Below are 16,718 nucleotides of genomic sequence, written 5' to 3'. Positions count from 1 at the left end.
GGTCGACGGAGCCAAACGGCGCGCCAGTCAGCGGGTCAACGCTGCTGCGGGCGTTGCCCGATCCGGAGAAAGGGCGGTGCTGGGTGTCGACTACTTCGCGAAGAAGTGCGGAAACTCCGATCGGCTGGACGGCCGGACCGCAGACGACCCGGCGCGGTTCAACCACGTCCTGGAAGTGAATCCAGCCGCCCGGGTGCCGCCGCACGGTGGCGGGGACAACAGCCGACGCGAGCGACCGCCCTCATTGATGAGCGTGCGCTGGAAGCAGACGCCGTCCTTCACCCACTGCCAAACCCGGCTGCGGTTGTCGCCGTCATCGCTCAGTACGATCAGCTCGAACAGCCGCAGGTCGGTGCCCTCGGCGCCTAGTAGGTGAGCACGATCGCGGGGTTCTTGCCGCCCAGCTCCAGGAAGGCGGGGATGAACGCCCGACTCGCCGCCTCGGCGACCAGTCGCCCGGTGGGCACCGAGCCGGTGAAGGCGACGGCATCGATCAGCCCCACCATGGCCGCCCCCGTCGAACCGTCGCCCTCGATCACACGCAGCGGCAGCTCCGGCGGGACCAGGCGCGTCAGCGGCTCGATGAAGCGCGGGGTGACCTCGCTGGGCTTGACCAGCACGGCGCAGCCCGCGGGGATCGCGTCGATGAGGCCGAGCAGCAGCGGGAAGTTCCAGGGGCTGATCACGCCGGCCAGCTCGTAGGGGCTCCAGGAGCCGCGCAGCGCCACCGACGGCAGGCCTCCGGCTCAAGCATCGCGGGCGCCAGCCGTACCCATCGCTCGATCATGTCGACGACGAGCCGCCGCTCCAGCTCCGACTCCACTCGTCGTCCGGTGTCGGCGGTCAATGCCTCGACCACCGCGGTGTCCGAGGCGAGCGCCCTGGCGAGCTCGACGGCGCGGGCGCGGCGGGCGACGGCCTTGCGGCAGCACGACCAGGCGCAGGTCGGGCCCGATCCAGGCCCGTGCCCCCGCGAGGTGGCCGTCCACCCGCCCGATCGCCGCGCGCGGATCGGCCGCCCGGTGACGGCCCGTGTGGCGACCTGCAGGGCCAGGGCCCGGAACGCGGCGGTCATGAGCGGTGCAGCCAGTCGCCGCCGATGCCCCACGGATCGGGAACGGGCTGGGAGGCATGCTCATGCACCACCAGCCAGCGGTCCTCGGCCCTGGTGAGCACCCAGGTGATCCGGAGCCGCGTCGCCTCCTCGTCGCGGCCGAGATGCACGATGCCGTTGACGACGGCGAGGTCGCCGTCCTGGCGGACGTTCGGACCCGAGACCCAGGAGTGGCCGGTCGTCGCGGGAGAGTCGGCGAAGGCCCGCCATCCCTGGGCGACCGCCTCCTTGCCGACCGGCTGCCAGCGCGGTCCCTCGATGAAGACGAGCGTGTCGCCGGCGGAGCCGGAGATCCGAGCGGTCGACGACGGCGCGGCAGAGCGTCTCGGCCGTGTCCAGAGGGTCAGGCATGCTCGCTCCCTATTTGAAACCATGTTTCGCAAAATGGAACATAGAGCATTGACCCCTGAAACATCAGACCATTAGCGTAATGGTCTGACGTTTCAGTGAGCCGGGGAGACACCCGTGACCGTGCACGAAGCCCGCATCGGCCGTTACTACGAGGACTTCGCGGTCGGCGACGTCTACCAGCATCCGCTCGGCCGCACGATCAACGACGCCGACAACACCTGGTTCACGTTGCTGACCATGAACACCAACCAGAACCACTTCAACGTCCACTTCGCCGTACGCGCCCCCTACGGAAAGATCATCGCCAACTCCGGTCTGACCGTGGCGATCGTGCTGGGCCTTTCGGTCATCGACATGAGCCAGACAGCGATCATGAATCTCGGCTGGGACGAGATCAAGCTCATCCATCCGGTGTTCGTCGGTGACACGATCTACGCCGAGTCGCTCGTGCTCGACAAGCGCGAGTCGGGCTCGCGGCCCTACGCCGGCATCGTCACCTGCCGCACCCGCGGGCTGAACCAGGACGGTGACGAGATCATGTCGTGGAAGCGGACCGTCATGGTCTACCGGCGCGACGCGCCCCACGACAAGGACTACTTCCCCCAGGCCAAGAACGGACCGCTCGCGTCATGAGGATCACCTACGGTCCCTGGGGCGAGACGCTGGAGGAGCTGGCCGCCGCCGCCCGGGCAGCCGAGGCCGCCGGTGCCGAAGTGATCTGGCTGCCCGAGTTGCACCGCAGCGCCACCGTCAGCGCCGCCGCGGTCGCCTCCGCCACCTCCCGGGCGGGCGTGGGTACGGCCATCGCCCTCGCTTTCACCCGCAGCCCGATGATCATCGCTCTGGAGGCCCTTGACCTCGACGAGCTCACCGGCGGCAGGTTCACGCTCGGCCTCGGCTCCGGAGCCAGACGCCTCAACGAGAACTGGCACAACGCCCGATGGGAGAAGCCGCTCGCGCAGCTCCGCGAAACGGTCGAGGTGATCAGGACGATCGTCGCCAAGGCGCACACCGGGGAGCCACTGGAGTACGACGGGGAGTGGCAGCGCCTGCGCGTGCGCGGCTTCCGCCGGCCGTACCAGCCGGTTCGCGAAGCGATCCCGATCTACCTTGCCGCCGTCGGCCCGCAGCTCACCCGGCTCACCGGGCAGATCGCCGACGGGTGGATCTCCCATGAGCTGTCGTCCCCCGCCTATCTGCGGCAGCACGTGCTGCCCAACCTGCTCCACGGCCTGGAGCGGGCCGGGCGGGACCGCGACCGGCTGGACGTCGTCGTCTCCGGCTGCTGCTCGATCGACCCAGATCCGGCTGTCGCCCGGCGGCGGGCGGCCGGCGTGCTCGGGTTCTACGCCTCGGTCGCCACCTACAAGGACTTCTTCGCCTTTCACGGCCTGGCCGAGGAGCACGCCAAGGTGGTGGCGGCCTTCCGCGCGGGTGAGCCGCCCGTCGTGCCGGATCACCTGATCGACCCGCTCGTCCTGGCGGGGACACCCGAGCAGGTGGCCGAGCGGTTGGCCGCCTACCGAGGACTGGCCGACACGGTCAAGCTCACCCCCGCGGGGTACGGCAACGCCCCCGAGGAGATCCGCGCCAACCAGTCCCGCATCATCGCCCTCATCAGGGAGCTGACCTCATGAGACCGCTGGAGGACGTCCGGATCGTCAGCCTTGAGCAGTACGGCGCGGGCCCGTTCGGCAGCGTGCACCTGGCCGACCTGGGCGCAGAGATCATCAAGATCGAGGACCCGCGAGCCGGTGGCGACGTGGGCCGCTACGTCCCGCCGTACGCCGAGGGCGAGGACTCGCTATTCTTCGAGACCTTCAACAGGAACAAGAAGTCGATCTCGCTCGACCTGGGCACCGCCGCGGGCCGGGAGGTCTTCGAGGACCTGGTACGGCACGGCGACGCGGTCTACTCCAACCTCCGCGGAGACGTGCCCGCCAAGATGCGCATCACCTACGCGGACCTGGCGCACCTGAACCCCAGGATCGTCTGCTGCTCGCTCACCGGCTTCGGCATGAGCGGGCCGCGGGCGAAGGAGCCGGGCTACGACTACATCCTGCAGGGCCTGGCTGGATGGATGGACCTCACGGGGGAGCCCACCGGGCCGCCCGCCAAGTCGGGTCTTTCGGTGGTGGACTACTCGGGCGGGTTCGTCGCCGCGATCGCGCTGCTGGCCGGGGTGCACGCGGCCCGTCGCGACGGGGTGGGCATGGACTGCGACCTGTCGCTGTACGACACCGCGATCAGCATGCTGACCTACGTCGGCACCTGGGCGCTCAACAGCGATTATGAGCCCGCCCGGATGCCGAACTCGGCCCACCCGTCGCTGGTGCCGTTCCAGAACTTCGAGGCCAAGGATGGCTGGCTGGTGGTCGGCTGCGCCAAGGAGAAGTTCTGGCAGCGGCTGGCCGCGATCCTCGGCCCGGAGTTCACCGAGGATCCGGGCTACGCCACCTTCGCCGACCGCCGGCGCAACGCCGGCACGCTGCTACCCAGGCTGGCCGAGATCTTCCGCACCCGGACCGTGGCCGAGTGGCTGGCCGTCCTCTACCCGGCGGGCATCCCCTGCGGGCCGGTCAACGACGTACGGCAGGCGCTCGCAGAGGAGCACACGACCGCTCGCGACCTGGTGGTGGAGACCGAGCATCCGCGCTACGGCACCGTGCGTCAGCTCACCTCACCGGTGCGAGTAGGCGCCGAGTCGGTTGTACACCGGCGGGCTCCCCGGCGCGGTGAGCACTTCGAGGAGATCGTCCGCGGCCTGCTCGGCTACTCCCCGGAACGGGTGGACGAACTGGCCGCGGCGGGCGCGTTCGGAGCGCCACGATGACGGCTGCTGACGTTCTGGCCGAGTGGGGGCTGGGGCTCACTCTGGATCACGTGCCCGGCGCCGCCCGCGACGCCGCGCTCCGCCACCTGCTGGACGGTCTCGGTTGCGCCGTGGCCGCCGGGCCGGACATCCCCGCTGTCGAAGTGGCGCGCGGGCTGGGCGGACCGCCCGAGGCGACGATCATCGGCACCTCCTGCCGGGTCGGCGCGCCTGCCGCCGCCCTGGCAGGCGGCGCGCTGGCGCACATGCTCGACTTCGACGACACTCATGCGGGCGGGCTCGTCCACGCCACCGCCCCGGTGCTGCCCGTGGCGCTGGCCGTGGGGGAGGAGACCGGGGCGAGCGGCGCCGAGGTGCTGACGGCCGCCCTGGTGGGGTACGAGACGATCTGCCGTCTTGGCGCCGCCGTACCGCACGGTTTTCACTCGCGGGGCCTGCACGCCACGTCGGCGTGCGGGGTGTTCGCCGCCGCCCTGGTGGCCGCGCGGCTGTACGGCCTGAGCCATGGCCAGGCCGTCCATGCGCTGGGCATCGCGGGAAGCCAGGCCGGTGGGCTGCTGGAGTTCCTGCACACCGGATCCTCCACCAAGCAACTCCACCCCGGACTCGCCGCGCACTCCGGGATCCTCGCCGCCCGCCTCGCCCGAGCCGGGGCAACCGGGCCCGCGAGCGTGCTGGAGGGCGAGTACGGCCTGTACGGAGCGCTGCTCGGACGGCCGGGCACGGATCCCGCGCGGGGGTTGGGGGAGCGCTGGGAGGTCACCCGCATCACGATCAAGCCGTACCCCGCCTGCCAGCTCGTGCACGCCTCTCTCGACGCCGCCAGGGGCCTGGCCGGCCGCGCCTGGAAGATCGAGGAGATCGTGGCCGAGGTGCATCAGGACACCGCGCCGATCGTCTGCGGGGCGGGCAAGGCGCGACCGCGCACGCCGTACGAGGCGAAGTTCAGCCTGCCCTGGAGTGTCGCCGCGATGATCGTCGACGGCGACGTCACCGTGCGTACGTACCAGGACATGAATCGCCCGGAGGTGGCCGAGCTGGCCGAACTGGTCGGGCACCAGGTGGTGCCCTTCCCCGGCGTCGCGGCCGACCAGCCGGGACGGCTGCGCGTACGGTTCACCGACGGCTCGCACGCCGTGACAGAGGCGCCGCGCAGCGCGGGCGGCCCGGACGATCCGGACCTCGACCACCTGGCCCGGACGAAGGCCATGGGCAACGGCCTGAGCGAGCGGACGGTCGAGCGGGCCCTCGGCCTCGCCGGTCTGAGCGACCTGGGGCCGCTGATGGCGGACTTGGTGGACGTATCCGATGACGTACGGGAGGAGTTGCAGAGATGACCGTATCCGTCGCACACGGCACCGCGCGGCTGTCCGCCGTGGCCGGCGCCACCGCCGGTGACGCGTATGTGCGAGCCCGGGAGGCCCTGACAGCGGCAGGGCTGTCGGAGGACGACATCGTCCAGGTCGTGGAGTACGTGACGGACCCGGCGGCCGGCTGCGGCGAAGCGCGCCCGGCCGGTGTGACGGTCTCCACCGTGGCCGTCGAAGGACTCCCTGAACCAGGGGCCACGGTCGCGGTCGAGGTGACCGCTTACCGGGGAGGCGGCGAGCGGATCGCCACCGGCAGCGGCGTGGTCACGGTGGCTGACGAGATCGTGTACGTGCCCGGCATCCTCCCTGCCGACCTGTCGGCGGGCTTCCGGGAGCAGTACCGCTCATGCCTGGAGGTCGCAGGGGAGTTGCTCAAGGCGGCCGGTCTGGGCCTGGACGCGCTGGTGCAGACGACCGACTACACCGCCACGGCCACCCGCGCCGAGTACCCGCACTGCGGCCGCCCCCGCAGGGAACTCCTCGGCGGCACCGGCGCCGACGGGCGGCCGGTGCACCCGGGCGCGGCGGGCATCCTCGTCGACCGGCCGCTGACCGAGGGCGCCATGGTCTCGCTCGACGCGATCGCGTCTCGACGCCCCCTCCGTACGGTCAACCCCGGCTGGCGACGCTACGAGACCCTGACCTACAAGCCGGGCATCGCCGCGGGAAACACGCTGTTCATGTCCGGGTTCGGCGCGTTGGAGCCCGCCACGCAGCGGGCGATCTTCGACGGCGACCTGCTCGCCCAGGCCGAATACACCTACGCCGCGATCGCGGCCGTGCTGCGCGAGGCGAGGCTGGCCGGGAACGCAGTGGTGCGCCTGGTGGAGTACGTGACTCCGGCCGGAATCGCGGACTACGACAAGGTAGCCGAGATCAGGGCGAAGTACTTCGGTGGTCCGGTCGCGCTGACGTCGGTGGTCTGCTCGGCGCTGCTGCGGCCGGAGTTCCTGATCGAGGTCGTGCCCACGGCGGTGTTCCCGTGACGCTGCTGACCGACGAGATCAAGGCGCTGATCGGCCGGGAGATGTCCTACACCGCCCCCGAGGAGCTGGGCCGGGCCTCGATCCGCTACTTCGCGCTGGCGGTCGGCGACGACAACCCGCTCTACACCGACGACGCCTACGCGCGGGCGCACGGCTACGACGGGATCGTCGCCCCGCCCACGCTGATCTGCGAGAGCAACCAGTACGCCGGGCTGCCCAGGAACGAGGACGGCTTCGCGGGACACGTGTGGCACCTCGACATCCCGAAGACGCGGCTGGTCCGGGGCGGCAACGCCTACGAGTTCCACGAGCCGGTACGGCCGACCGACGTGATCACCGCGACCTGGCGCGTCGAGGACGTCACCGAGAAGGCCGGCAAGCTCTTCGTGATCTCCTGCGCCACCTACGTCAACCAGCACGGCGACTTGCTCGCCGTGAATGAGGAAACCCTGATCTACGTGCCCCTGGAGTCGTTGTGATCGAGGTAGGCGCCGAGGTTCCGGCGCTGGAACGGCGCATCGAACTGCCCGACATGATCGCTTATGCCGGAGCCACCTGGGACTGGCACCGGCTGCACTACGACCCCGCCTACACCGCGGGCCTGCCCGGCCCGGTAGTGGACGGCCAGGTGTTCGGCGCGCTGCTGGCCGAGCAGCTCCAGGACTGGCTCGGCCCCCGAGCCCGGATCGTCCGGCTGCACTTCCGCTTCAGGAGCATGGTGTTCGCCGGCGAGACCGTGCGCTGCACTGGCCGGGTCACCGCCGTCGAGGACGGTGTGCTGGCAGTGGAGCAGCAGGTCGAGGTGACCGGCGACGGGCGCGTCGCGGTCGCCTCGGCCGGGGCCACGGTGGTGGTCCGATGACCGGCGCGGCCCGCATGGGCCGGGACTGTGGTGGTCCGATGACGCGCTCGGAAGGCGGGTGGTGGCCGTGACCGTGGCGATCGTCGGGGCGGCCGAGTCCGACCTCGGGGTGACGAACAAGTCGATCCTGCACCTGCAGGCCCAGGCCGTCACCCGGGCGCTGGCCGACGCCGGGCTGGCCCTTTCGGACGTGGACGGCCTGGCCACCGCGGGGGTCTCCCGCTTCTCGGCCACCCAGGTGGCCGAGTACCTCGGGATCGAGCCCGCCTGGACCGACTCCACGTTCGCCGGGGGTTCGGCGTTCGAGATGTACGTGGCGCGGGCCGTGCAGGCGATCGAGGCCGGGCAGTGCTCGACCGTGCTGATCTCCTACGGCTCCAACCAGCGCAGCGCCCGGTCCCGGTCGCTCGCCGGAGTGCTGGAGACGCACACGCCCGAGGCCCAGTTCGAGACGCCGTACGGCCCACTGTTCCCGCTGTCGTACTACGCGATGGTGGCCCAGCGCTACCTGCACGTGTACGGCGTGGGGCGCGAACACCTGGCCGAGGTCGCGGTCGCCGCGCGCGCGTGGGCGCAGCGCAACCCCGCCGCGTTCCGGTACGGGGCGGGGCCGCTCACCGTGGACGACGTGCTGGCCGCGCCCATGGTGTCGGCGCCGCTGACCGTGGCCGACTGCTGCCTGGTCACCGACGGCGGCGGGGCGATCGTGCTGACGTCGCTGGAACGCGCCCGCGACCTGCGCCGCGATCCGGTCGTGGTGCTCGGCTACGGCGAGTCGACGACCAACACCGGCATGATCGCCGCGGACGACCTGCTGCGGCCCGGCTCGATCGACTCGGGCCGCAGGGCCTTCGCGATGGCAGGGCTCGGCCCTGAGGACGTCGATGTGACCGAGGTGTACGACTCCTTCACCATCAGCGTGCTGATGACCTTGGAGGGGCTCGGCTTCTGCAAGCCGGGAGAGGCGGCCGAGTTCGTGGGCGGCGGCCGTATCAGGCCGGGCGGCGGCTTCCCGCTCAACACCACCGGCGGCGGCCTGTCCTACTGCCATCCCGGGATGTACGGCCTGCTGTTGCTGGTCGAGGCCGTGCGCCAGCTCCGCGACGAGTGCGGCGACCGCCAGGTCCCCGGCGCGGAGGTCGCGCTGGCCCACGGCACCGGCGGCATCTTCTCGACCCACGCGACCGTGCTGCTGGGGGTGGACCGGTGACGATTCCCTTCGACGAGATCACCGAGCCGTGGTGGGCGGCCACCCGCGAGGGCCGGCTGCTGCTCCAGATGTGTACGGCCTGCGGCCACCGCCAGCACTACCCTCGCGCGCTGTGCACCGCCTGCGGGTCGATGGACCTGTCCTGGACCGAGTCGGCCGGAAGAGGCGTGGTCGACTCCTTCACGGTCGTGCACCGGTCACCGTTCCCCGAGTTGACGACGCCCTATGTCGTGGCCCGGGTACGGCTGGCCGAGGGCCCGATCCTGCTGACCAACCTGGTCGGCGCCGCCCCGGATGGCTGGCGCTGCGACGAGTCCGTCCGGCTGGCCTGGCGCCCCCTCGACGACGGCCGCCGCCTTCCCGTGTTCGAAAAGGAGTGACATGGACTTCGAGCTGACCGACGAGCAGCGGGCTTTCCGCGAGACGCTGCGCGCGTTCGTCGACAAGGAGATCGTGCCGGTCGCCTCGGAGTGGGAGCACTCCGGCCGCTACCCAGCCGAGATCGTCGACAAGATGAAGCGGATGGGGCTGTTCGGGCTGACCGTGCCCGAGGCGTATGGCGGCCTTGAGGCGGACAATGTCTCGTTCACCCTGGTCTTCGAGGAGATCGCCCGGGGCTGGATGGGCGTGGCCGGCACGATCGGCTCGCACTCGCTGGCCTGCTGGATGATCGCCAGGCACGGCACCGACGAGCAGAAGAAGGCTTACCTGCCGGACCTGGCCACGGGCGCCCGCCGTACCGGCATCGCGCTCACCGAACCGGGCGCGGGCACCGACCTGCAGGGCATCACCACGACCGCCCGTCGCGAGGGCGACCACTACGTGGTCCGCGGGACCAAGACGTGGATCACCAACGCCCGCCATGCCGACCCGCTGCCTGTGCTGGTCAAGACGTCGCAGACCGCCCCTGCGCACAAGGGCATGTCGGTGCTGCTGGTGGACGCCTCGTCCGAGGGCTTCAGCGTCAGCCGCGACCTGCCCAAGCTCGGCTACAAGGGCACCGAGTCGTGCGAGGTCGTGCTGGACGACGTGCGGGTGCCGGTGGCGAACCTCCTCGGCGGGGTCGAGGGGCGTGGCATGCAGCAGGTCCTGTCAGGCCTGGAAAGCGGCCGGCTCAACGTCGCCGCGCGAGCGCTCGGCATCGCCCAAGCGGCCTACGACGCGGCGCTGGCGTACTCGCAGGAGCGCACCGCCTTCGGGCAGCCGATCGCGGAGTTCCAGGCGATCCAGCTCAAGCTGGCGGATATGGCCACCGAGATCCAGGCCGCCCGGCTGCTCACCTACTGGGCCGCCTCCAGGGCCGACTCGGGCGAGCGGGTCGACATGGAGGCGGGCATGGCCAAGTACTTCGCCTCCGAGGTCGCGATCAAGGCGTCGCTGGAGTCGATGCGGATCCACGGCGGTTACGGCTACTCGCAGGAGTTCGTCGTCGAGCGGCTCTACCGCGACGCGCCACTCATGGCCATCGGTGAGGGCACCAACGACGTGTTGCGCATGGTCATCGCCCGAGCCCTGCTCTCCGGCAAGGGGAAGGTCGGCTGGTGACGTACGGCGCGGCAGATGGATCGGGCACGATGAGGTCGGCCCTCTACGTCCCCGGCGACCAGCCGGACAAGCTGGCCAAGGCCCTCGACCGGGGCGCCGACGCCCTGATCGTCGACCTCGAGGACGCGGTCCCGCCCTCCGCCAAGGAGCGGGCCCGTGGGACGGTCGCCGAGTGGCTGCGCACGCTCTCCGGTGCCGGTCCCGAGGTCTGGGTCCGGATCAACCCCGGAGAACTCGGCCACGAGGACCTGGGAGCGGTGGCGCTGCCCGGGGTGGCCGGAGTGTGCGTGGCCAAGACCGAATCGGCCGCCGAACTGGCCGCCGTTGACGAGGCTCTCGGCGATGCCCCCTGGATCAAGGTGTGCCCGCTGCTGGAGAGCGGGGCCGCCGTGCTGGCCGCCGCCGCGATCGCGCGGGCGCCCAGAGTGGTCCGGCTCCAGCTCGGCGAGGCCGACCTGCGCGCCGACCTCGGCGTGGAGCCCGGGCCCGACGAGCGGGAACTGCTGTGGGCGCGATCCCAGGTGGTGCTGGCGAGTGCGGCGGCGCGGATCGGCCCGCCGCTCGGCCCGGTCAGCGCCGACTTCCGCGACCTGGACCGGTTACGGGAGTCGACAAGGGCGTTGAAGCGGCTCGGCTTCCACGGCCGGGCCTGCATTCACCCCGCCCAGGTCGCGATCGCCAACGAGGTGTTCACCCCGACCGCCGAGGAGATCGAACGGGCGCGGTCGCTGATCGTGCGCTTCGAGGCGTCCGGCTCAGGGGTGGTGCTCGACGACGCGGGCCGCATGGTCGACGAGGCCGTGATCCGCCAGGCCCGCCGGGTCCTCGACGCTGCCTCTCGATAATCTCATGCCGCCTTCGAAGCACCCGGTCGTGGCGACGGGGACCCCGGCTCCGGTCCTCTCCCGGGGTGATGCTCGTGATCCGTCTCGGCGACGACCTGCTGAACCGCGATTTCGCCATCCCAGGCTCGACGGCGCCGGTGCGAATGGCGCGGCTGCACGCCTACCCAGACGGGCGATCGCTCTCGCTGGTGCGCCTGATGGGCGGGTCGGCAATCGGCCCGCTCGCCGTGGAGGTCGCTTACCGTTGGCGGCGGGATGTCGCTGGTCCACTGCCACTCGTCGTGCAGCGAGCGGAACGTTCCTCACAGTGGAACAGAAGGTGTGGCCAAACCGAGGAGGCCTGCGACAGTGTCGGATGCCTCCAGCCGCCGTGCCGCGTCGACCAGTGCCGCGACCCGTTCCTCCGGCAGTGCCCGCCCGGCGTTCGTCCGGAACTTCAGCGCCAACTCTTCCGGCGAGAGCGGGTGCCCGGGGCCGCCCCGCGAGCAGTCCACCCGGTGCTCCGGCGTCGAGCCGTCGCGCAGCCGCAGTCGCAGCACCGCGGCGAACGCCTGGGGGAAGATCTCCGAGGCGCGCTCGTCGGCCACGCACCGCACTTTGGCGGCGAGCGCCAGCCGCACCGGGTCGAGTTCGGCGAAGTCGTCCAGAGCCAGCCCGAGCCCGCCGCCGCCGAGCAGCGCGGCCGCGACCGTGTAAGGCCCCGAGAATTTCGCGTGGTAGGGCGAGCGCGGCCGCGTCTTCTCTTCGTACGGCTCGGCGATGGTGCGCAGCACGGGAGCGGGGACGCCCAGCTCGATCTCCTCGATGTCCGCCGGATCGACCCCGCGCTCCCGCAGGGCCAGCGCGCAGTCGATGGCCGGGTGGGTGAAGTGGTTGGACGGGTAGGGCTTGTAGACCGTGCGCAGCAGCTCCCACCGCTCGCCCAGGCCGGACAGCAGGGCATCGGCGTCATAGCGCCCGTCGATCCACGCCCGGAAGAAGCCGAACCGGCCCTCGAGCACGGTCGGTGGCCCGGTCAACCCCTCCAGCGCTAGGACGGCGGCCGATACGCCCGCGTGGGCCGCCCAGCCGCAGTGCGCCCGCTTGATCGTGCCGCCGGTCCGATTGGCCTCGATCAGGCCGGAGCCCATGCTCGCGGCCACCCCCGCGGCGTGCGCGATCCCCTCGGCGGACAGCCCGTACACCAGCCCGGCGGCGACCGCGGCGCCGATCGTGCCGCAGATGGAGGTGGCGTGCTGGCCCTTCTCGAAGAACAGCGAGTTGCGCGCCTCTGGCAGGTAGGAGGCCATGCCGAGCCGGTTGCACACCTCGATGCCCGCCGCGACGGCGGCCACCAGCATGGCGCCGGGAGCGCCGGTGGCCTCGGCCGCGGCGAGGGCGGCAGGCACCACGGGCGCGCTCGGGTGCAGGACGGACGGCAGATGAGTGTCGTCGAAATCCAGGGCGTGCGCGAGGGTGCCGTTGACCAGCGCGGCCGACGGCGCGGGCAGCCGGTCGCCGCTGCCGATCGCCGTGGCCTCGGGTGTCCCACCCCAGCGGCGCACGGCGCGCAGGACGGCGGGTGCGGCGTCGCCCTCCGGCTCGGCGTAGGCGGCCAGGCAGTTGCCGAGCACGTCGAGCACCCGGCCGGTCACGTCGTCGCGCACCTCGCCGGGCAGACCCTTGTCGCGGCAGCTCGTGGCGAACTCGGCCAGGCGTCGCACATGGGTTGTCATGCGGCTCGTCCTCCAGGAGGGAGAGGGAAGGGGGCGCCGGGCTCAGCCGACGATCGCCAGGGGGCGGACGGGGGCACCGGTGGCCCCGACGATGGGCAGGGGGCCCAGGACGAGCAGGAACTCGCGGGCGCCGAAGTCGAGCAGCTCGGCGAGCCGCATGGTCTCGACGATGTTGACCCCCGCCTCCACCAGCAGGATGCGGTGCACGGGCAGTGTCGCGTGGCCACGGCCGGGGGCGATGTGCTCGAAGGCGATGCTCTCGCCGCCGACCACGCGTGGCCTGCGCTCGGCCAGCCAGCGCCCCGCCTCGGCGCCCGGCCCCGGAACGCCGTCCCGCTGTCCGACGAACGCCTCGCGGTCGTGCCACAGCCGGGACCAGCCGGTGCCGATCAGTACGGCGTCGCCCTCGCGGATCTCCATGGTGCCGGCCGCCTTCTCCAGGTCCTCGGCGGTGATCTCGTGACCGGGAGGAAGCGTCGCCACCTCGTGGGCGGCGGCGACGTCGAGCAGCACGCACCGGCCCACGTAGGGCGCGAAGTCGTCGATGCCGAGCGCGCCGAACCCCTCGTGCGACATGACGTCGGCCGCGCTGCGCCCGCCGTACAGCAGCCCCTCCTGGGAGACGTGGGCCAGCGCGTCCACGTGGGTGCCGACATGCCCGCCGGTCACGATGATCTCGTTGGCCGCCGAGCCGCCGTCCGCGCGGACCATGTCGCCGTGCCGGCGCTCCAGCACCATCCGGAACGGCGGGTGGTTGGGGGACTGCGGCATACCCGTGCGCATCGGCTGCGCGAGGTCGAACACCCGGGCCCCGTCGAGGGCCTTCCACAGGGACAACTCAGATCACGCCCTTCTCGCGCAGCCGCGCGATCTCCTCGGCGCCGAGCCCGTGGGCCCCATCGGGGGCCGGCCCAGCGGATGGAGCCGGGGGTGCGCGCTGGGCGGAACAGCACGTTCTGCATGCGCAGCGGCCCCAGCTCGGTGTCGTCGACTGTGGTGATCGTGTCGAGCGCCCGGTACTGACAGGCCGACACCGTGCTTGGTGTGGCCGTGCTTGCGGGACGGGTCGCCGTGCCGGGGGTGCTCCACCTTGATCACCTCGGCGCCGTAGTCGCCGAGGATCGTCGCGGCCAGGGGGCCGCCACTGAGAGGACCTTCCGCTGTTCCGTTCTCCACAGGCAACTCCGGCTCAAGTGTTCCTATTTGCGGAATGATGTTTCAAACTGTAACTCAACAGTTGGCGGAGCGCCCACCAAAAGGAAACCTCGTCACCTGATGGGAAACGATGCTTGTGATCTATCTCGTCTACCGAATGCGGCTCTCGGGGCGGGCGGCGCGCCGGAACATGAAGGAGTTCTGGACCTGGCTGGAGGACCGGGAGCGCTGGTTCTACCAGGAGCTGCCGATGGTCAGGGAAGTGCGCTGGTACTACAGCGACCGTCGGGCTCCGGCGCGAGTGACGGGCCGCCCGAACCGAAGGAGTCCACGATGACCACCCGCGCCGCATCCGACGTCGGTAGCCAGACCGTCGCCACCGTCGAACGGGCCGCTGACATCCTCGTCCTGTTCGCCGAGTCAGGTGCTCTCACGCTCGGCGTCACCGAGATCGCCGAGAGCCTCGGCATGTCCAAAGCGGCCGTCCACCGCGTGCTGGCGTCGTTCCGCACCCGGGGGCTGGTGGAGCTCGACGAGGAGAGCAGGCGCTACTCTCTCGGACTGACCGCGATGCGGCTCGGGCTGGCATACCTCGACCGCATCGACGTCCGCCGGCTCGCCGGGCCCGAGCTGATCGAACTGAGCCGGCGCACCAACGAGACGGCCACGCTGTCGATCCGCACGGGCGACTCCCGTGTCTACATCGACCAGGTGACCCCGGAACGCGAGGTCATCATGTCCGTCTCGCTGGGCGTGCCCTATCCCCTGCACGCCGGCGGGTCGTCCAAGGCGTTCCTCGCCTTCCTGTCCGACGGCGAGATCGTCGAGTACCTGCGTCAGCCGCTCACGCGGCTGACCGCGTCCACCGTCACCGACCACGACCGCCTGCGCACCGAGCTCGCGCTGATCCGCCGCCGCGGCTACGCGATGTCGATCGCGGAACGGCAGAGCGGTGCTGCCTCCGTCGCCGCCCCGGTCCTCGACCACCACGCCCGGCCCGTCGCCGTGATCAGCGTGTGCGGGCCCGCGGAGCGCTTCGTCGGCGAGGCCGACGCCTGCGCGGCCGCGCTGCTCGAGGTCACCGACCGCCTCTCCGCCCAGCTGGGCAATCGAAAGGAATCCCCCGATGCACCGCTACGACCTGCTCGTCAAGGGCGGGCTGCTCGTCCTTCCCTACCACGGTGAGATCCGCGCCGACCTGGCCGTCTCCGGAGGCCGCGTCGCCGCGACCGCCCAGGACATCCCCCCGGCGGAGGCCGCCGAGGTGGTCGACGCATCCGGGAAGATCGTTCTCCCCGGCGCGATCGACGCCCACTTCCACATCGGCATCTACCGCGACCTGGCGCTCGACGCGTTCGAGGAGACGCGATCCTCGCTGGTCGGCGGGGCCACGACCGTGCTGTCGTACTTCCGGACCGGCCAGCACTACCTGGACAGGACCGGGCCGTACAAGCAGATCTTCCCCGAGGTCCTGGACGCGGTCGCCGGCCGGTGTTTCACCGACTACGGGTTCCATCTGGCGCCGATGACGGTCGAGCAGATCGGCGAGATCCCGCAGCTCGTCGAGGAGCACGGGATCACCTCGTACAAGTACTACATGTTCTACAAGGGTTTCGACCTGGCCGCCAACAGCAGGGACGCCCGGGCCTTCACCATGGGCGACGAGTACGACCTCGGTCATCTGCTTTTGATCATGGAGCAGCTCTCCGCGGTCCAGGCCGCCCGGCCGGACGTCCGGCTGTCGTTGTCGCTGCACTGCGAGCAGTCGGAGCTGATGCGGGTCTTCATCGACCGGGTGCAGCGCAGCGGCGCCCCGCAGAACCTGCGTGCCTACAGCGAGGGCCGGCCGCCGCTCACCGAGCGGGTGGCGATCGCCGAAGCCACCACCCTGGCAAGCCACACCGGCACCAACCTCAACCTGCTCCACCTGTCGAGTGCCGAGGCTCTCGCAGCCGCGACGACCGCCCGCGAGCTGTACGGGCACGTGGACATGCGGTTCGAGACCACGCTGCACCACCTCTGCCTCGACCACGACGAGCTCGACGCGCGCGGCGGACTGGGTGGCAAGGTCAACCCGCCGATCCGGACCAGAGAGCACAACGAGGCGCTCTGGCGCGGCGTGCGCGACGGCGTGGTGGGCTGGGTGGCCTCCGATCACGCCTGCTGCATGGAGGAGCACAAGGGCGACGAGCTGTGGCCGGCCAGGCCGGGCTTCGGCGGCACCGCCCTGCTCTACCCCGTGCTCGTCTCCGAGGGACACCTCAAGCGGGACGTCCCGCTGACCAGGATCGCCGAGGTGGCCTCGGCCAACCCGGCCAAGGCGTACAACCTGTGGGGCCGCAAGGGCAGCCTGGCGGTCGGCTTCGACGCCGACTTCACCGTGGTCGACCCGGAGCTGACGCGGACCGTCACGCCCGACCTGCTGCTGTCGGGCCAGGACCACTGTCCGTTCGAGGGCGTCGAGGTGACCGGCTGGCCGGTGGCCACGGTGGTCGGCGGGCGCGTCGCCTACCGCGACGGCGAGGTGGTCGGGGAACCGCGCGGTTCGTACCTGCGCCGTAGCTGAATCCTCACCTTGAACGTCGAGGACCTGAACATCGAGTTCCGCCGCCTCCGGGGCCTGAGCGCCGGCGGCTGCCGACATCGACCCACCACCAAGCGTGGCCGACTGTCCTATCCCTGGAGGCTCCCGCGTGGAGGGGCCGCCTGTTCGCGTGGGCCGCGTCAACCTC

The 16,718-nt window shown here is 71.2% G+C and carries 19 protein-coding genes and 1 pseudogene; 14 read left to right on the top strand and 6 right to left on the bottom strand.

The annotated features are described in order from the left end of the window. Positions 1-365: 365 nt before the first annotated feature. From ACFXJ8_RS08745 to ACFXJ8_RS08735, 3 genes are read right to left on the bottom strand one after another with little or no spacing between them, the layout of a single operon-like run. Positions 366-686 carry an aldehyde dehydrogenase family protein gene (locus ACFXJ8_RS08745; RefSeq protein ID WP_379643226.1) on the bottom strand — a complete coding sequence of 107 codons (321 nt, stop codon included), beginning with the start codon at positions 684-686 and terminating at the stop codon, positions 366-368. After that, positions 683-1,075: a hypothetical protein gene (locus ACFXJ8_RS08740; protein ID WP_379643225.1), complete on the bottom strand. Its 393-nt coding sequence runs from the start codon at positions 1,073-1,075 to the stop codon at positions 683-685. Before ACFXJ8_RS08740 ends, ACFXJ8_RS08745 begins: the two co-directional genes overlap by 4 nt. Next, positions 1,072-1,488 carry a nuclear transport factor 2 family protein gene (locus ACFXJ8_RS08735; RefSeq protein WP_379643224.1) on the bottom strand — a complete coding sequence of 139 codons (417 nt, stop codon included), beginning with the start codon at positions 1,486-1,488 and terminating at the stop codon, positions 1,072-1,074. Before ACFXJ8_RS08735 ends, ACFXJ8_RS08740 begins: the two co-directional genes overlap by 4 nt. A gap of 91 nt (positions 1,489-1,579) precedes the next feature. Between ACFXJ8_RS08735 and ACFXJ8_RS08730 the strand changes: the two genes are divergently transcribed. From ACFXJ8_RS08730 to ACFXJ8_RS08680, 11 genes are all read left to right on the top strand, one after another. Then, positions 1,580-2,098 carry a MaoC family dehydratase gene (locus ACFXJ8_RS08730; protein ID WP_379643223.1) on the top strand — a complete coding sequence of 173 codons (519 nt, stop codon included), beginning with the start codon at positions 1,580-1,582 and terminating at the stop codon, positions 2,096-2,098. Then, a complete protein-coding gene (locus ACFXJ8_RS08725) occupies positions 2,095-3,102 on the top strand; it encodes an LLM class flavin-dependent oxidoreductase (protein WP_379643222.1) in 1,008 nt (335 codons plus the stop codon). Before ACFXJ8_RS08730 ends, ACFXJ8_RS08725 begins: the two co-directional genes overlap by 4 nt. Next, positions 3,099-4,298 carry a CaiB/BaiF CoA transferase family protein gene (locus ACFXJ8_RS08720; RefSeq protein WP_379643221.1) on the top strand — a complete coding sequence of 400 codons (1,200 nt, stop codon included), beginning with the start codon at positions 3,099-3,101 and terminating at the stop codon, positions 4,296-4,298. Before ACFXJ8_RS08725 ends, ACFXJ8_RS08720 begins: the two co-directional genes overlap by 4 nt. Beyond that, the gene (locus tag ACFXJ8_RS08715) at positions 4,295-5,635 is read left to right on the top strand and encodes an MmgE/PrpD family protein (RefSeq protein ID WP_379643220.1); all 1,341 of its coding nucleotides are present in this window, start codon (positions 4,295-4,297) and stop codon (positions 5,633-5,635) included. The genes ACFXJ8_RS08720 and ACFXJ8_RS08715 overlap by 4 nt, the downstream gene beginning before the upstream one ends. After that, positions 5,632-6,654 (top strand): Rid family hydrolase, encoded by a 1,023-nt coding sequence (locus ACFXJ8_RS08710; RefSeq protein WP_379643219.1) that lies wholly within the window; start codon positions 5,632-5,634, stop codon positions 6,652-6,654. The genes ACFXJ8_RS08715 and ACFXJ8_RS08710 overlap by 4 nt, the downstream gene beginning before the upstream one ends. Next, positions 6,651-7,133 carry a MaoC family dehydratase N-terminal domain-containing protein gene (locus ACFXJ8_RS08705; RefSeq protein ID WP_379643218.1) on the top strand — a complete coding sequence of 161 codons (483 nt, stop codon included), beginning with the start codon at positions 6,651-6,653 and terminating at the stop codon, positions 7,131-7,133. Before ACFXJ8_RS08710 ends, ACFXJ8_RS08705 begins: the two co-directional genes overlap by 4 nt. Next, positions 7,130-7,516: a MaoC/PaaZ C-terminal domain-containing protein gene (locus ACFXJ8_RS08700; RefSeq protein WP_379643217.1), complete on the top strand. Its 387-nt coding sequence runs from the start codon at positions 7,130-7,132 to the stop codon at positions 7,514-7,516. Before ACFXJ8_RS08705 ends, ACFXJ8_RS08700 begins: the two co-directional genes overlap by 4 nt. Positions 7,517-7,583: 67 nt before the next feature. Next, a complete protein-coding gene (locus tag ACFXJ8_RS08695) occupies positions 7,584-8,726 on the top strand; it encodes an acetyl-CoA acetyltransferase (protein ID WP_379643216.1) in 1,143 nt (380 codons plus the stop codon). Further along, complete coding sequence (locus ACFXJ8_RS08690; RefSeq protein WP_379643215.1) at positions 8,723-9,106, top strand: Zn-ribbon domain-containing OB-fold protein; 384 nt, start codon at positions 8,723-8,725, stop codon at positions 9,104-9,106. The genes ACFXJ8_RS08695 and ACFXJ8_RS08690 overlap by 4 nt, the downstream gene beginning before the upstream one ends. A gap of 1 nt (position 9,107) precedes the next feature. After that, complete coding sequence (locus ACFXJ8_RS08685; protein ID WP_379643214.1) at positions 9,108-10,271, top strand: acyl-CoA dehydrogenase family protein; 1,164 nt, start codon at positions 9,108-9,110, stop codon at positions 10,269-10,271. Between the two features lie 29 nt (positions 10,272-10,300). Continuing rightward, positions 10,301-11,116: an HpcH/HpaI aldolase/citrate lyase family protein gene (locus ACFXJ8_RS08680; RefSeq protein ID WP_379643213.1), complete on the top strand. Its 816-nt coding sequence runs from the start codon at positions 10,301-10,303 to the stop codon at positions 11,114-11,116. Positions 11,117-11,418: 302 nt separating this feature from the next. On the opposite strand, the gene ACFXJ8_RS08675 is transcribed toward ACFXJ8_RS08680, so the two are convergent. The 3 genes and pseudogenes from ACFXJ8_RS08675 to ACFXJ8_RS08665 all read right to left on the bottom strand — a co-directional run. Further along, entirely contained in the window at positions 11,419-12,831 is a 1,413-nt protein-coding gene (locus ACFXJ8_RS08675; protein WP_379643212.1) for an MmgE/PrpD family protein, read from the bottom strand. 42 nt (positions 12,832-12,873) lie between these two features. Beyond that, positions 12,874-13,668: a cyclase family protein gene (locus ACFXJ8_RS08670; protein WP_379643211.1), complete on the bottom strand. Its 795-nt coding sequence runs from the start codon at positions 13,666-13,668 to the stop codon at positions 12,874-12,876. A gap of 186 nt (positions 13,669-13,854) precedes the next feature. Beyond that, a pseudogene (locus ACFXJ8_RS08665) lies at positions 13,855-14,013 on the bottom strand (CoA transferase); the annotation flags it as partial. A 103-nt stretch (positions 14,014-14,116) separates the two neighbouring features. On the opposite strand from ACFXJ8_RS08665, the gene ACFXJ8_RS08660 reads away from it, so the two are divergent. The 3 genes from ACFXJ8_RS08660 to ACFXJ8_RS08650 are packed head-to-tail and all read left to right on the top strand — an operon-like array spanning position 14,117 to position 16,552. Further along, the gene (locus ACFXJ8_RS08660) at positions 14,117-14,323 is read left to right on the top strand and encodes a hypothetical protein (protein WP_379643210.1); all 207 of its coding nucleotides are present in this window, start codon (positions 14,117-14,119) and stop codon (positions 14,321-14,323) included. After that, positions 14,320-15,171: an IclR family transcriptional regulator gene (locus tag ACFXJ8_RS08655; RefSeq protein ID WP_379643209.1), complete on the top strand. Its 852-nt coding sequence runs from the start codon at positions 14,320-14,322 to the stop codon at positions 15,169-15,171. Before ACFXJ8_RS08660 ends, ACFXJ8_RS08655 begins: the two co-directional genes overlap by 4 nt. Beyond that, positions 15,113-16,552, top strand: a complete 1,440-nt coding sequence (locus tag ACFXJ8_RS08650) for a dihydroorotase family protein (protein WP_379643208.1) — start codon at positions 15,113-15,115, stop codon at positions 16,550-16,552. The genes ACFXJ8_RS08655 and ACFXJ8_RS08650 overlap by 59 nt, the downstream gene beginning before the upstream one ends. Positions 16,553-16,718 lie beyond the last annotated feature (166 nt).

Origin of the sequence: Nonomuraea sp. NPDC059194, assembly GCF_042754765.1 — a bacterium.
GTDB lineage: Bacteria > Actinomycetota > Actinomycetes > Streptosporangiales > Streptosporangiaceae > Nonomuraea.
This window is presented reverse-complemented; position numbering and strand designations above follow the sequence as displayed.

Bases quoted from the DNA above. Each gene is read 5' to 3' on its own strand.
- ACFXJ8_RS08740 (WP_379643225.1), bottom strand. From the start codon at position 1,075: ATGACCGCCGCGTTCCGGGCCCTGGCCCTGCAGGTCGCCACACGGGCC.
- ACFXJ8_RS08735 (WP_379643224.1), bottom strand. From the start codon at position 1,488: ATGGTTTCAAATAGGGAGCGAGCATGCCTGACCCTCTGGACACGGCCG.
- ACFXJ8_RS08725 (WP_379643222.1), top strand. From the start codon at position 2,095: ATGAGGATCACCTACGGTCCCTGGGGCGAGACGCTGGAGGAGCTGGCC.
- ACFXJ8_RS08720 (WP_379643221.1), top strand. From the start codon at position 3,099: ATGAGACCGCTGGAGGACGTCCGGATCGTCAGCCTTGAGCAGTACGGC.
- ACFXJ8_RS08715 (WP_379643220.1), top strand. From the start codon at position 4,295: ATGACGGCTGCTGACGTTCTGGCCGAGTGGGGGCTGGGGCTCACTCTG.
- ACFXJ8_RS08710 (WP_379643219.1), top strand. From the start codon at position 5,632: ATGACCGTATCCGTCGCACACGGCACCGCGCGGCTGTCCGCCGTGGCC.
- ACFXJ8_RS08685 (WP_379643214.1), top strand. From the start codon at position 9,108: ATGGACTTCGAGCTGACCGACGAGCAGCGGGCTTTCCGCGAGACGCTG.
- ACFXJ8_RS08680 (WP_379643213.1), top strand. From the start codon at position 10,301: ATGAGGTCGGCCCTCTACGTCCCCGGCGACCAGCCGGACAAGCTGGCC.
- ACFXJ8_RS08675 (WP_379643212.1), bottom strand. From the start codon at position 12,831: ATGACAACCCATGTGCGACGCCTGGCCGAGTTCGCCACGAGCTGCCGC.
- ACFXJ8_RS08660 (WP_379643210.1), top strand. From the start codon at position 14,117: ATGCTTGTGATCTATCTCGTCTACCGAATGCGGCTCTCGGGGCGGGCG.
- ACFXJ8_RS08655 (WP_379643209.1), top strand. From the start codon at position 14,320: ATGACCACCCGCGCCGCATCCGACGTCGGTAGCCAGACCGTCGCCACC.
- ACFXJ8_RS08650 (WP_379643208.1), top strand. From the start codon at position 15,113: ATGCACCGCTACGACCTGCTCGTCAAGGGCGGGCTGCTCGTCCTTCCC.